The following is a 13,657-nucleotide window of genomic DNA, read 5'->3' as shown; positions in this document are numbered from 1 at the left end:
CCATGCATCCAGCCTTCTCCGTCGTCTTCTTCACCACCGCCACCGGGGCGGGCTACGGCCTGCTCGCGCTGCTGGGCGTGCTCGGAGGATTCCAGATCATCCCACCCGATTTCTGGCTGGGCTTCATCGGCATGGGGCTGGCGCTCGGCCTGATCGTAGCCGGACTGTTGTCCTCGACTGGCCACCTCGGCAGACCCGAACGCGCCTGGCGGGCGTTCTCGCAATGGCGCAGTTCATGGCTGTCGCGCGAAGGCGTCGCCTCGGTCATCACCTTCATTCCGGCGGGACTGTTTGGCATCGGTTGGGTATTTTTTGGCCGCACCAGTGGCTGGGTGGCCATTGCCGGATTGCTGGCGGCCTGCGGCGCGATCGTCACCGTCTGCACCACAGGCATGATCTATGCGTCGCTGAAGCCGATCGCCCAGTGGCACAGCCGCTACACTCTACCGGCCTACCTCATCTTCTCGGCGATGACCGGCAGCGTGCTGCTGAACGCGCTGCTGCAGGGATTTGCTCTCGGCTCGAAGATGCTTCTGGCGGCTTGCTTGCTGCTCACCTTGCTCGGCTGGGGCTGGAAGCTCGCGACCTGGCGCTACAACGACCGATTGGAGATCGCGACCACCGCCAACACCGCGACCGGGTTGGCCGGAGGCACGGTGCGGTCGCTGGAATGGCCGCATACCGAGGAAAACTACCTGCTCAAGGAAATGGGTTTCCGCATCGCGCGCAAGCACAGCGCGCGGCTGCGCCACATCACGCAGCTTCTGGCCTTCGTGTTGCCCTTGGGGCTGCTCGCCATTGTGTTCGCCCTGCCATGGCCGCTGGCAGCGTTGCTGACGGTACTTGCTGCTGCAATCCAGTTCGCCGGCATGCTGGTCGAACGTTGGCTGTTCTTCGCCGAGGCGAAGCACACGGTTACGCTCTACTATGGCAGGTAAGGTTGTTTAGCCCGGCCGCAGCATCGAGCCGGAAATGGCAAAGATGCGTTGGGCGCCCAGCATATAAGCCATCAGCGTGTCCAGCCGGAACAGCCCGGCATAGGCGCGGTCGAGCACGTTGAGCGAGCCGGTATAGGCGCCGAAGGCCGGCATGATCATGCGGCCGCCGTCGCCGGCAAAGCAGCGGCGCCGCACCGAGCGGCCCTGCTGGACTATACGGGCGCAGGGGTGCAGATGGCCCGCTATTTCGCCTTCGACACGCTGCTTCGACGGCTCATGCCGGAACAGCAGCGAGCCTGTAGCAAGTTCACGCACCGTTTCGCCGGGCAGATCGGCTGGCGCTTCCGGGTCGTGATTGCCGGTGACCCAGAACCATTGCCGGCCGGCCATCAGTGCTTCCAGCCGCTCGCGGAAACTTGCGTGCATACGTTGGGCGCCGCCGCCATCGTGAAAGCTGTCGCCCAGGCTGATGACGATCGACGGCTGGTAGTCCGATATCACGGCCTGAAGCCGCAGCAAGGTCGCACCGGTGTCGTAGGGCGGAATCAGCGTGCCGCGGCGTGCCAGCGACGAACCCTTTTCCAGATGCAGATCGGACACGGCCAGAAGCCGCAGATCCGGAAAATAGAGCACGCCGCGCGGGTCGCAGACAGCGCGCTCGCCGGCGATGCCGACGAGATCGGCCTCGGCGATCAGCGATGTGCGCGCCAGCGAAAAATTCATTCCTCAGCCATTCCCGGCCCCATGGCCTCCTCGACCAATGTCGCCGCATCCATCAAAAGCGTTTCATCGGCTTCGCCATGGACCGGCATCTTGCCGATCTCGAGCATGATCGGCACAGCGAGCGGCGATATCTGTTCGAGTGCCTTATGCACGATTCGACCCTGGATGCGCGAGAGCATGTCGGCAAGTCTGCTGACATCGAGCAGGCCGGTCGCTGCGTCGGCGCGTGTTGCCTGCAGCAGAATGTGGTCCGGTTCATGGCTGCGCAGCACATCGTAGATCAGGTCGGTCGAGACCGTGACCTGGCGGCCGCTCTTTTCCTGGCCGGGGTGGCGTTTCTCGATCAATCCCGAAATCAGCGCGCAATTGCGGAAAGTGCGCTTGAGAAGCCAGCTGTCGGCCAGCCAGGCTTCGAGGTCGTCTCCAAGCATGTCCTGGTCGAAAAGCGCGCCAAGCGAAGGCTTCCTGGCTTTGAACATCGCGCCCATGTCGCCCAGTGACCATATCGCCAAGGCATAATCGGTGGCGACGAAGCCGAGCGGCCTGGCTCCTGCCCTGTCGAGACGGCGGGTGAGCAGCATGCCGAGCGTCTGGTGCGCCAGCCTGCCCTCGAACGGGTAAGCCACCAGATAGTGGCGGTTGCCTCGTGGAAAGGTCTCGATCAGCAGGTCGTCGCGTTTGGGAAGCACCGATTTGTCGGCCTGGTATCGCAGCCAGTCGGCGACCTGCTCGGGCAGCTTCTTCCATCGCTGCGGGTCGTCCAGCATGATGCGGACCTGTTCGGCGAGATAGGTCGAAAGCGGGAACTTGCCGCCGCCATAGTAAGGCACCTTGGCATCGCTGCCGGGCGCGTTCGACACGAAGCATTCATTCTCGCGGATGCCTTCGAAGCGCAGAACCTTGCCGGCGAACATGAAGGTGTCGCCATGCGTCAACGTTTCGAGGAAGGCCTCCTCGATCTTGCCGAGAACCCGGCCGCCGCGCGAAGCCGCACCTTTGCCGCCGGCCTTGATATAGCGCACATTCAGCGCCGGAACCTCGATGATGGTGCCGACATTCAGCCTGTATTGCTGGGCGACGCGCGGATTGGACACCCGCCAGAATCCATCCTTGTTCAGGCGTATGCGGGCGTAGCGCTCGTAATTCTTGAGCGCATAGCCGCCGGTGGCGACAAAATCGATGACGCGGTCGAAAGTCGGCCGGTCGAGGCTGACATAGGGTGCTGCCGTTCGCACTTCCTCGAACAGATCATCGGCACGGAACGGCGCGCCGCAGGCGCAGCCGAGTACATGTTGCGCCAGCACGTCGAGACCGCCATCGATCAAGGGAGGCGTGTCCTGCGCGCCGAGATAGTTGGCGTCGAGGGCGGCCCGGCATTCCAGCACCTCAAAGCGGTTGGCCGGGATGAGGATCGCCTTGGACGGCTCGTCCATGCGGTGGTTGGCGCGGCCGATGCGTTGCGCCAGCCGGCTCGCCCCCTTTGGTGCGCCGACATGCACGACCAGATCGACATCGCCCCAGTCGATGCCGAGGTCGAGCGTCGAGGTGGCGACGATGGCGCGCAGTGCGTTTTCCCCCATCGCCTTTTCGACGCGCCGGCGCTGGGCGACGTCGAGCGAACCGTGATGCAGCGCGATCGGCAACGTATCCTCGTTGACCCGCCACAATTCCTGGAACAGCAGCTCCGCCTGGCTGCGCGTGTTGACGAACAACAGGGTCGTCTTGTGGCGCTTGATCTCTCGGTAGATCTCAGGCGTGGCGTAGCGCGCCGAATGTCCCGCCCATGGCACCCGCTCTTCGGAATCGAGGATAGAAATCTCCGGTTTCGCGCCCCCGGTGACGACGATCAGTTCCGCCATGTCATGGTCTGTCGAACCCTTGGGCGGATTCTGGCTGACCAGCCAGCGCCGCAACTCGTCCGGCTCGGCCACCGTCGCCGACAGCCCGATGGTTTGCAGACCAGGGACAAAGCTGCGCAACCGCGCCAGACCGAGCGCCAGCAGATGTCCGCGTTTCGACGTCACCAGCGAATGCAGTTCGTCGAGCACGACGTAGCGCAGATCCTCGAAGAAACGTTTAGCATCGCCGGCCGCAATCAGTAGCGCCAGTTGCTCGGGCGTGGTCAGCAGGATGTCGGGCGGCACCAGCTTCTGGCGCTGGCGCTTGTGGGCGGGGGTGTCGCCGGTGCGCGTTTCGATGGTGACAGGCAGGCCGATCTCTTCCACCGGCTTGCCGAGATTGCGCTCAATATCGACGGCAAGCGCCTTCAGCGGTGAGATGTAGAGCGTGTGGATACCGCGACGCGCCTGGCCCGGCTTTCTCTTGGGCCTGTTGGCCAGTTCGGTCAGCGAAGGCAGGAATCCGGCCAGCGTCTTGCCGGCACCGGTCGGCGCAATCAGCAGGACTGATTGCCCGGCCTGGGCTTTCGCCAGAAGTTCGATCTGATGGGCGCGCGGCGACCAGCCTTTCTCACCAAACCATCTGATGAATGGTTCGGGCAGGGCCACGGCGGCATTCTGTTCGGCAAGGCGCGGCTGCTCTGTCACCCGCCAGAGGTAGCGCGACGGCGGCTAATCGCCAAGAAGAATCGGAACAAAAGGGGATCGTTCTTCCCTAAGGCCGCCGAAACCCTGTCGGGCTGCCATAGAGATAGCCGATGCGCGCGACGGCGTCTTTCAATCCCTCGTGCGACACCAGCATGGTGTGGCCATTGGCGTGGATCATCGTGTCGGCATCCGTCATGACGGCGACATGGCCCTTCCAGAACACCAGATCGCCGCGTCGCAAGCCTGAGAAATCAGGTCCCGGTTCGAGCGGCTCGCCAAGTGTCGCCGCCTGCATGTCCGAATCGCGCAGCACGTCGCTGCCGGCCATGCGCATCGCCAGTTGCACTAGGCCCGAACAGTCGATGCCGAACCCGGAAGTGCCACCCCAGAGATAGGGCGTGCCGAGAAACGCCTCGGCAACCGCGACATAGTCGGAGCCAGCTTCACTGAGCGGCCGCAGGTGACCTGCGATCAGCGCCTCGCCGGAAGGCAGGACCGCATAATGCGTACCGCGCGTCTCGGCGGCCTCCGTCACTGTCACCGTCGATCCCATCGACAATTGTCCGGCGATCGGAAAGCGCAGATCCGGCCCGGGGTAAAGGAAGGTGCGCGGCACGCAGACGATGTGAGTGGCCGCGTGATCCCGGCCCCCGAGCATCGTGTCGGCGACATAGCCGACATAGCCGTCGCGTTCGGCCTGGACCCAGGCCCAGCCTTCAGCGACATCGAAGACCAGGACATCGTCGCCGAACAGCGCTTGCGTGTTGACGCCGGCATCAGGCCGCGGCGCCTTGCGCATATCGGCCACTGACGCGATGACCCGCGCCGGCCGGCCGGCGACGAAGCGGTCGGCGGCGACCTCGCCCTTCAGCCTTGCATCGGCGAGATCGGAGCGAAAAGCGTGAAGGCGGGCATCCCTGGCGGTCAAATCGAGCACTCTGTTGAAAAGGTAATTCGCTCACATCGGCAGTTCGAGCGCCTTGGCGATGATACCATCGCCGAAGCGCTCGACAAAGAGCGCGCCCTCGACCGTGCGCCTGATCAGAACATTGCGCTTGTCGAGTTCGTCGCGATGGCGCGAGACGAGTTTCAAAGCGCCCATCGTGTCGAGCGCGCGGGTGATCACGGGCTTGGTGACATTGAGGCGCGCGGCGAGCCCGCGCACGGTGTGCGGCGGCGGATCGAGATAGATGGTGAACAGGATTGCCGTCTGGCGCATGGTCAGATCGGGCGCGTCGTCGCGCACCTGCGACAGCATCACCTGCTGCCACAGTCGCAAGGCCTGGCTCGGGCGCATCGCAATCGACATCGCGCCAGCATGACGGCAAATTGTTTCGGTTCCGTTTCAGTCAAAGCGATTGCCGTCTCTCGCCTGCAACCGTCAGCCGTAGCGTTTCGCGATGATCCGCTCCAGCGCGCGGATGCCTTGTGCCTCACCGCCGGCGGGGCCATGCGGACGGTCAGCCGGGTTCCAGGCGAAGATGTCGAAATGCGCCCAGCCCGCGGTTTTTTCGACGAAGCGCTTGAGGAACAGCGCCGCGGTGATCGAGCCGGCGAAACCATCCGGGGTGACATTGTTGATGTCGGCGATCTTCGACGACAATTTTGCATCGTATGGCTGCCACAGCGGCATGCGCCACAGCGGATCCTCGACCGCGACGGAAGCCGCCGCAAGATCGGATGCCAGCATTTCGTCGCCGGTGTAGAACGGCGGCAGATCGGGGCCGAGCGCGACACGGGCAGCCCCGGTCAGCGTCGCCATGTCGATCAGAAGCTGCGGCTCCTCCTCGTCGGCCAGCGCCAGCGCGTCGGCCAGCACCAGCCGCCCCTCGGCATCCGTGTTGCCGATCTCGACAGTGATGCCCTTGCGGCTCGCAAGCACGTCCCCGGGCCGGAAGGCGTTGCCGGCAATCGAATTTTCGACCGCGGGAATGAGCACGCGCAGCCGCACATTCAGCCCGGCAGCCATGATCATCGAGGCAAGGCCAAGGACATTGGCGGCACCGCCCATGTCCTTTTTCATCAGCAGCATGCCGGACGATGGCTTGATGTCGAGACCGCCCGTGTCGAAGCAGACGCCCTTGCCGACCAGCGTTACCTTCGGCGCCCCTTGCTGCCCCCACTGCATATCGATCAGGCGCGGCGCGCCGGCCGACGCACGGCCGACAGCATGGATCATCGGGAAATTCCGGTCGAGGAGATCGTCACCCTTGACCACCGAGACTTCGGCCTTGTGCTTGGCGGCCAGGGTCCGCACCGCCTGCTCCAAATCTTCCGGGCCCATATCGCTGGTCGGCGTGTTGACCAGATCGCGTGTCAGGAAGACGCCATCGGCAATGCGGCGAACGCGCCCGGCATCGACGCCTGCCGGCAGGCCGAAGCGCAGCGCCCTGCCTGACTTCTTGCCGTAACGGGTGAAGACATAGCCGCCGAGCAGCAGCGCGATCGCCGCGAGATCCGGCTTGGCCGGCGTCGAGGCGAAATGCCAGTCGCCTTCCGGCAAGGCTTTCGACAGTGCGCCGAGGGCGAGCGCGCCTTCGCCATCGCCGACGCCGAACAAGGCGCCGCCGAGCGCCCCGTTTTCGCCGGGCACGACCAGCGTCCTGCCTGCCTCGCCGGAAAAGCCGTTGGCCCTGGCCCAGGCGACAGCGGCCGGCGCAAGGCCGGCCGCGTCCAGACCGTCCCTGGCGATCAGATGGACCGGCAGCGCGCCCGGCAATGTCTTCCCGACGAGTTCGACAGGCATGCGATGTTCTCCGTGTGAGTCGCCGTTCTTAACCGTCCGTTAGGGTTAACAGAATATTTCTGCGGGAGGGAAGACGGCCACGCAATGGCCGCGCATGAATGGAGGCTTAGGTGGCCATGCCGACCAACCGCAGGATCAACGCCAGGGGAAAACGGCTCATCACCACGGCCCTTGTGCTGGCGCTGGCGGCGGGCGTCGCCGGTTGCGGAACCGACAAGCTCTCCACCGGCTCTATCACACGCACCAGCGGCAAACCGCTGGAAAGCATGTCGGCCGGCGAACTGCACAATGCCACCGGCGCACTTGGCCAATCCTACGCGAAGAACCCCAACGACAAGCGGATAGCGACGAATTATGCGGCGGCATTGCAGATGGATGGCGACGCCGATCAGTCGCTGGCCGTGATGCGCAAGCTCGCCATCGCTTTGCCCAAGGATCGTGACGTTCTTGCCTCATATGGCAAGGCGCTGGCCGCCAATGGCCAGTTCGAGGCGGCGCTCGACGCCGTGCGCCGTGCTCAGACACCGGAATATCCCGACTGGAAGCTGGTGTCGGCCGAAGCGGCCATTCTCGACCAGACCGGCCAGAAGGACGATGCACGCCAGCTTTACCGCAAGGCGCTCGACCTCAAGCCGAACGAGCCTTCCGTGCTCTCCAATCTTGGCATGTCGTATGTGCTGGAAGGTGACCTGCGCACCGCCGAAACCTATATGCGCTCGGCCGCGCAGCAGCCGAATGCGGACAGCCGCGTCCGCCAGAACCTGGCACTGGTCGTCGGCCTGCAAGGCCGGTTCGACGAGGCCGAGAAGATCGCCTCGCAGGAGCTCTCGCCCGAACAGGCGCAGGCAAACGTCGCCTATCTCAGGCAGATGCTGGCCCAGCAGAATGCCTGGAGCCAGCTCAAGGACCAGGACAAGCCGAAGTCCGCGACCAACTGAGATCACAATCCCGATGCCCAACGAAGAAGCCGCGCTGCATGCGCGGCTTCTTCGTTCGAGGGAATGCAGGAATTTGCCTTGCCGCTACTGGGCGTTTGTTGCCGGCGCCGGATGATCGCCGAAGATACCGCGCTGGCTGACCTGAATGCCGGCGGGGCCTAGAATGATGGCGAAAAGCACAGGCAGGAAAAACAGGATCATCGGCACGGTGAGCTTTGGCGGCAGGGCGGCGGCCTTCTTCTCGGCCGCATTCATGCGCATGTCGCGACTTTCGGCGGCAAGCACGCGCAGTGCATGCGCCACCGGCGTGCCGTAACGCTCGGCCTGGACGAGCGCCTGCGACACCGACTTGACCGAATCCAGGCCAGTGCGGCTTGCCAGGTTCTCGTAGGCCTGCTTGCGCTCCGGCAGGTAGGAAAGCTCGGCGTTGGTGAGGATGAATTCTTCCGCCAGCGCCACCGATTGCGCACCGATCTCGTCGGCGACCTTGCGCAGTGCCGCTTCCACCGACATGCCCGATTCGACGCAGATCAGCATCAGATCAAGCCCATCCGGCCATGCCATCTGGATCGACTGCTTGCGCTTGGTGGCGCGGTTGTTGACGTAGATGACCGGTGCGTAGAAGCCACCGTAAGCAACAAGGATGCAGACAAACAGCCTGATGACCAATGGCTTGTCGGGCAGTCCTCCGAGCACGAAGATGTAGATTGCGGCCAGCGCGAAACCGACAAAAGGAAGCACGAGACGGAAGAAAAGAAACCGCGTCAGCGGATTCTGTCCACGAAAACCGGCCACCTTGAGTTTCTGCAAGGTGCCTTCATCGGCGAGTGCGCGTCTCAGATCCAGCCGGTCGACAATGTTGCGCATGCCGATCGACTGTTCCTCGCGCAAGCCCTTGCGACGGCGGTCGGCCTCGACCGCAAGCCGGGCGCGCTGTTGCGCACGCAGTTCGTCGCGTTCCAGCGCAACGGATTTCATGCGTGACTTGAGCTGGTTTCCGCCAAACGCCGGCAGCAAGGTGAAGACGGTCGCAAACACCGCTATCGCGACCAGCATCGCGATCAGGAAGCTCGGATCCGTCAGGGTCTTGATGACTTGCTCGGTCATGCCAGCATCCTAGACTTCGAAGTTCATCATCTTGCGCATCACCAGGATGCCGATCGACATCCAGACCGCAGAGCAACCAAGGATCAGGTTTCCGACGCTGGTGTTGAAGAGCGGCATCAGGTAGGCCGGGCTCGACAGGTAGACGAGAAAGGCGACGATGAAGGGCAGCGCACCGATGATCGCGGCGGACGCCTTCGCTTCCATCGACAGCGCCGCGACCTTGGCTTTCATCTTCTTGCGATCGCGAAGCACGCGCGAAAGATTGCCCAGCGCCTCGGAGAGATTGCCGCCGGCCTGCGATTGAATCTGGATAACGATGCCGAAGAAGCTTGCTTCGGTGCAAGGCATGGTTTCGGGCATGCGCAAGGTCGCGTCGGGGATAGAGAGGCCCATCTGCTGTGAATCGACGATGCGGCGAAACTCGGTCTTCACGGGTTCGGGCGATTCGTTGGCGATCAAGCGCACGGCGTCGTTCAGCGGCAGGCCGGATTTGACCGCGCGCACGATGATGTCGAGCGCGTTTGGAAATTCGTTGAGGAATGCCTTGACCCGGCGGGCGCGACGAAACGTGACGAACCAGCGCGGCAGGCCCAGCCCCCCGGCCAACAGCACGCCCGGCAAGGCGATCAGCGGGGCTCCGGCCACAAAGGCGACCATCGTCAAAACGATGCCGCATATTGCGGAATATATATAGAAACGCTCGATGGTGGTCTTGAGGCCGGCCTGACGAAGCTGGGCTTTCAGCGGCGGTTTCTTGACGCGGCTGTCCTTGGTTTTCTGCTTGGCGTCGAGTTCGTTGAGAGAATCCTGAACCGATTTGCGCCGCTTGGTGGCTTCCGCCACGCGGTCGCGCGAGGCCTTGACGACGGAGCGATCCGTCTCGGCGGTCCTGATCGTTTCGAGCCGCTTGCCGACCTGTTTCTCGTTGCTGATCCGGGTGAACAGAAATGCATAGGCGACGGCGCCGGCGCTAAAGCCGGCGAGCACGACAAACGCCAGTACTGTGCCGTCAATTCCAAACATTGGCCCGAACCCTTACACCCCAGCATACGTCAGTCAGCGCGTTTCTCCATCGCCTCGAGCGCAATGGCGAGACGCTGCTCCTCGCCGTAATAGCGTGCACGCTCCCAGAAATGCGGACGGCCGATGCCGGTCGATACGTGCTCACCCAACAGCCGGCCGTTGGCGTCCTCACCCTTGATGTTGTAGAGGACGATATCCTGCGTGATGATGACGTCGCCTTCCATCCCGATCACCTCGGTGATGTGGGTGATGCGGCGCGATCCGTCGCGCAAGCGCGCCGCCTGGATGATCACGTCGATGGAGCCGACGACGATTTCGCGCACTGTCTTTTGCGGCAGCGAATAACCGCCCATGGCGATCATGGATTCGATACGGTTCAGGCATTCGCGCGGGCTGTTCGAGTGGATCGTGCCCATCGAGCCGTCATGGCCGGTGTTCATCGCCTGCAGAAGATCGAACACTTCGGGTCCACGCACTTCGCCGACGATGATGCGCTCGGGCCGCATGCGCAGACAGTTCTTGACCAGGTCACGCATCGTCACCTCACCCTCGCCCTCCAGATTGGGCGGGCGGGTTTCGAGGCGTACCACATGCGGCTGCTGCAATTGCAGCTCGGCCGAGTCTTCGCAGGTGATGACGCGCTCCTCGCGGTCGATATAGTTGGTCAGGCAATTGAGCAGCGTCGTCTTGCCCGAACCGGTGCCGCCCGAGATCACGATGTTGCAGCGAACACGGCTGATGATCTTGAGGACTTCGGCGCCCTGCGGCGAGATGGCGCCGAACTTGACCAATTGATCGAGCGTCAGCTTGTCCTTCTTGAATTTGCGGATGGTGAGCGTGGCGCCATCGATGGAGAGTGGCGGCGCGATGACGTTGACGCGGGAGCCGTCGGGAAGGCGCGCGTCGCAGATCGGGCTGGATTCGTCGACGCGGCGGCCAACCTGGCTGACGATACGCTGGCAGATGTTGAGGAGCTGCTGGTTGTCACGAAAGCGGATGCCGGTCTGTTCGACCTTGCCGTTGACTTCGATGTAGACGTTCCTGGAGCCGTTGACCATGATGTCGGCGATGTCGTCGCGGGCGAGCAGCGGCTCGAGCGGCCCATAGCCGAGCACGTCGTTGCAGATGTCCTCGAGCAGCTCTTCCTGCTCGGCGATCGTCATTGCGAAGTTCTTGATCGCGATGATGTCGTTGACGATATCGCGGATTTCCTCGCGCGCACTTTCAGGATCAAGCTTGGAAAGCTGCGACAGATCGATGGTGTCGATGAGCGCGGAGAAGACCTGGCTCTTGGTATCGTAATAAGTTTCGCTCTTTTCGCGCTGTGCCCGCTTCGGCTCAGGCGCCAATGGCGGTGCTTCGACCGCACGGCGCGCCGGCGGCGCGACAGGCGCGCTTGGCGCCGCGGGCCGGGTCAGAACCGCCGTGTCCATGGAACCTGCAGCCGGCGGCGCAACAGGCGCCGGTGCTGGCTGGCGAAATTCCGGCGTGAACCGGTTGCCGTCGTCGCTGCCTCTTTTACCAAACATGATCGACTACCGATTCCACTGCTGAAGCGTCACTTCTTGTTGCGCGAGAGCTTGCCGAGCAGGCTGCCGAGCCCGGCCTTCTTCTTGATCTTGATTTCGCTGCGCCCGGTCAGCACATGCGCCATTTCGTTGATCATTGCGACGACCGGGTTCTTGGCATCCATTTCGCCAAGCATGCGTCCGTTGTTGGCGGCATTGCCGAACAGCAACGGATCAAAAGCAATGACCGACATTGGCGACAAGCCGAGCGGCTCGGCGAAGTCGGAGGGCGAAATCTCCGGGCGCTTCGGCACGCCGGCCTGGTTGATGATCAGCTTGGGCGGCGGATCATTGGGACGAAGCCGCTTGAGCATATCGACGAGGTTCTTGGTGTTGCGCAGATTGGCAAGTTCCGGTGTCGCGGTGATGACGATCTCGTCGGCCTTGACCAGGGTGTTCTTGGTCCAGCCCGTCCAGGCATGGGGGACGTCTAGCACCAGAAGCGGCACGCTGCGCTGGGCGGTGTCGATGAGCTGAACGAAGGCCTCGGCATCGAAATCATAGACCCGTTCGAGCGTCGAAGGTGCTGCCAGCAGCGACAGATGCTCGGCGCACTGGGTCAGCAGCCGGTCGAGATAGACTTCATCGATGCGTTCCGGTGAAAACACTGCCTCGGCGATGCCTTGCGCCGGATCTTGGTCGAAATTCATGTTGGCGGTGCCGAAAGCCAGATCGAGATCGGCGACGACCACTTCGGATTTGAACAGGGAGGACATCGCCCAAGCCACATTGTGTGCGATCGTCGAGGAGCCGACACCGCCCTTGGCGCCGACAAAGGCGATCGAGCGGCCGAGCGGCTCGGCTTCCGGATCGATAAAAATCGACGACACCACGCTGACGATGTCGGCCATCGAGACCGGAGCGATCACATATTCGGAAATGCCGTTGCGGATGAGCTCGCGGTAGAGGCCGACATCATTGTAGTGGCCGATCACCACCACCTTCGACGTCGGATCGCAATATTCCGAAAGCTGGGCGAGTTGTTCCAGCAATTGCTTGGGCTCGCTGCGCGATTCCAGCAGGATCAGGTTGGGCGTCGGCGCCGATTGGTAGAATTCGATGGCGGTGGGGACGCCGCCCATATGCACCTTGAGATGCGCCTTCGTCATGCGGCGGTCCTCGCCGGCGCGCTCGACCGGATTGGCAACACCCTCGGTCTCGCAGAATGCCTGGATCGAGATGCGCGGGATCGGCCGCAACGCCTGCATCGCGGCGATGTCCTGCTGCGAGGTATCGCTGCCGTCCACCGGGGCGTCGTAGGCAAGGTTGCTCATCGTCATGCTCTTTCCCGTGGCCTGTTCTATCCGAGACTGGCGGCTTAGTAGTCTACTTCCGAATTGCCCAGGAACTCATCCGAAATGCCTCTTGCACGGTAGACATCGATCACCGCGCCGCGATTTTCAGCATCGATTGTGGACGGCTTGCGCGGGCCGAGCAGATCGGCCGGGTTGGCCATCTGGGCGGCAAGATTGTTCTGATAGGAGCAGCCGAAGTCGGCATAGTGCTTATTCTCCGACGTATCGACGAGGTCGGCTGGCCAGCGTCCGCATTTGTCGGTCCGCGCCCTCACCGCAACATAAGCGACGCGGACCGGCGAGGATATTTCGCTCGAGGCGGCCTGGTAAGAGGTGACGACAAGCCGGTTGCGCTTGACGCCGCTGGCGATCGCGAGCCGGGCGAAATCACGGGCCGCCGCGGTCGCGGCGACCTCATTGGCCGATCCGCTCGGGACCTGGATCGTCAGCGTCGGGGCGGCACTTCTGTCATAGCCATCGAGGAAGCCAAGAAGTGTATCGCGCTGAGAGCCGGTCATGCCGCGGTCACCGGCACCAACCGGGAGGTCGATCTTTTGATTCTTCTCGGCGATCACGATCGGATGGTTGGTGCGGTAATCGTCCGGAATGGCGCCGACCGTGATGCTGTCGCGCTGGGCGCAGCCGGCCAGCAGAGCCGCCACCGCAACCGCCAGGACAGGAACGGCTCCCCGGCAGACCCGCGAGCGGCCAAAGCGCATCGCTGCCGCGATGGTGCTTGCCTTCAATGCTGACTGAGACATGTCCGCTTCCCC

At 63.2% G+C, this 13,657-nt stretch carries 12 protein-coding genes; 2 read left to right on the top strand and 10 right to left on the bottom strand.

All coding sequences use genetic code 11. The annotated features are described in order from the left end of the window. The first annotated feature begins 2 nt into the window (after positions 1–2). Positions 3–938 carry a dimethyl sulfoxide reductase anchor subunit family protein gene (locus tag NKJ11_RS01020; RefSeq protein WP_128304350.1) on the top strand — a complete coding sequence of 312 codons (936 nt, stop codon included), beginning with the start codon at positions 3–5 and terminating at the stop codon, positions 936–938. A gap of 6 nt (positions 939–944) precedes the next feature. On the opposite strand, the gene pdeM is transcribed toward NKJ11_RS01020, so the two are convergent. From pdeM to NKJ11_RS00995, 5 genes are all read right to left on the bottom strand, one after another. Then, positions 945–1,661, bottom strand: coding sequence for a ligase-associated DNA damage response endonuclease PdeM (pdeM, locus tag NKJ11_RS01015; protein WP_128304349.1), 717 nt, complete (start codon positions 1,659–1,661; stop codon positions 945–947). After that, positions 1,658–4,207 (bottom strand): ligase-associated DNA damage response DEXH box helicase, encoded by a 2,550-nt coding sequence (locus tag NKJ11_RS01010; protein WP_352792508.1) that lies wholly within the window; start codon positions 4,205–4,207, stop codon positions 1,658–1,660. Before NKJ11_RS01010 ends, pdeM begins: the two co-directional genes overlap by 4 nt. A gap of 67 nt (positions 4,208–4,274) precedes the next feature. Beyond that, complete coding sequence (locus NKJ11_RS01005) at positions 4,275–5,135, bottom strand: C40 family peptidase (protein WP_352631063.1); 861 nt, start codon at positions 5,133–5,135, stop codon at positions 4,275–4,277. 30 nt (positions 5,136–5,165) lie between these two features. Then, positions 5,166–5,516, bottom strand: coding sequence for a MarR family winged helix-turn-helix transcriptional regulator (locus NKJ11_RS01000; protein ID WP_013533675.1), 351 nt, complete (start codon positions 5,514–5,516; stop codon positions 5,166–5,168). A 72-nt stretch (positions 5,517–5,588) separates the two neighbouring features. Continuing rightward, positions 5,589–6,953: a leucyl aminopeptidase family protein gene (locus tag NKJ11_RS00995; RefSeq protein WP_352792506.1), complete on the bottom strand. Its 1,365-nt coding sequence runs from the start codon at positions 6,951–6,953 to the stop codon at positions 5,589–5,591. Positions 6,954–7,069: 116 nt separating this feature from the next. On the opposite strand from NKJ11_RS00995, the gene NKJ11_RS00990 reads away from it, so the two are divergent. Further along, positions 7,070–7,891 (top strand): tetratricopeptide repeat protein, encoded by an 822-nt coding sequence (locus NKJ11_RS00990; protein ID WP_352792608.1) that lies wholly within the window; start codon positions 7,070–7,072, stop codon positions 7,889–7,891. 84 nt (positions 7,892–7,975) lie between these two features. Here NKJ11_RS00990 and NKJ11_RS00985 read toward each other — a convergent pair whose 3' ends face one another. From NKJ11_RS00985 to NKJ11_RS00965, 5 genes are read right to left on the bottom strand one after another with little or no spacing between them, the layout of a single operon-like run. Continuing rightward, complete coding sequence (locus NKJ11_RS00985; RefSeq protein ID WP_127321199.1) at positions 7,976–8,998, bottom strand: type II secretion system F family protein; 1,023 nt, start codon at positions 8,996–8,998, stop codon at positions 7,976–7,978. Positions 8,999–9,007: 9 nt separating this feature from the next. Further along, complete coding sequence (locus tag NKJ11_RS00980) at positions 9,008–10,021, bottom strand: type II secretion system F family protein (protein WP_352792505.1); 1,014 nt, start codon at positions 10,019–10,021, stop codon at positions 9,008–9,010. Positions 10,022–10,050: 29 nt separating this feature from the next. Next, the gene (locus NKJ11_RS00975; protein ID WP_352554701.1) at positions 10,051–11,550 is read right to left on the bottom strand and encodes a TadA family conjugal transfer-associated ATPase; all 1,500 of its coding nucleotides are present in this window, start codon (positions 11,548–11,550) and stop codon (positions 10,051–10,053) included. Between the two features lie 29 nt (positions 11,551–11,579). After that, positions 11,580–12,869 carry a CpaE/TadZ family protein gene (locus NKJ11_RS00970; RefSeq protein WP_127295264.1) on the bottom strand — a complete coding sequence of 430 codons (1,290 nt, stop codon included), beginning with the start codon at positions 12,867–12,869 and terminating at the stop codon, positions 11,580–11,582. Positions 12,870–12,907: 38 nt separating this feature from the next. Beyond that, complete coding sequence (locus tag NKJ11_RS00965) at positions 12,908–13,645, bottom strand: CpaD family pilus assembly protein (protein WP_128304343.1); 738 nt, start codon at positions 13,643–13,645, stop codon at positions 12,908–12,910. Positions 13,646–13,657: the final 12 nt, after the last annotated feature.

This window comes from Mesorhizobium sp. M0243 (genome assembly GCF_040321775.1).
Taxonomy (GTDB): domain Bacteria; phylum Pseudomonadota; class Alphaproteobacteria; order Rhizobiales; family Rhizobiaceae; genus Mesorhizobium.
Note: the sequence above shows the minus strand (reverse complement) of the source record. Positions and strands in the feature narration are given on the sequence as shown.

Bases quoted from the DNA above. Each gene is read 5' to 3' on its own strand.
- NKJ11_RS00980 (WP_352792505.1), bottom strand. From the start codon at position 10,021: ATGTTTGGAATTGACGGCACAGTACTGGCGTTTGTCGTGCTCGCCGGC.
- NKJ11_RS00975 (WP_352554701.1), bottom strand. From the start codon at position 11,550: ATGTTTGGTAAAAGAGGCAGCGACGACGGCAACCGGTTCACGCCGGAA.
- NKJ11_RS00985 (WP_127321199.1), bottom strand. From the start codon at position 8,998: ATGACCGAGCAAGTCATCAAGACCCTGACGGATCCGAGCTTCCTGATC.
- NKJ11_RS01020 (WP_128304350.1), top strand. From the start codon at position 3: ATGCATCCAGCCTTCTCCGTCGTCTTCTTCACCACCGCCACCGGGGCG.
- NKJ11_RS00965 (WP_128304343.1), bottom strand. From the start codon at position 13,645: ATGTCTCAGTCAGCATTGAAGGCAAGCACCATCGCGGCAGCGATGCGC.
- pdeM (WP_128304349.1), bottom strand. From the start codon at position 1,661: ATGAATTTTTCGCTGGCGCGCACATCGCTGATCGCCGAGGCCGATCTC.
- NKJ11_RS00970 (WP_127295264.1), bottom strand. From the start codon at position 12,869: ATGACGATGAGCAACCTTGCCTACGACGCCCCGGTGGACGGCAGCGAT.
- NKJ11_RS00995 (WP_352792506.1), bottom strand. From the start codon at position 6,953: ATGCCTGTCGAACTCGTCGGGAAGACATTGCCGGGCGCGCTGCCGGTC.
- NKJ11_RS01000 (WP_013533675.1), bottom strand. From the start codon at position 5,516: ATGTCGATTGCGATGCGCCCGAGCCAGGCCTTGCGACTGTGGCAGCAG.
- NKJ11_RS00990 (WP_352792608.1), top strand. From the start codon at position 7,070: ATGCCGACCAACCGCAGGATCAACGCCAGGGGAAAACGGCTCATCACC.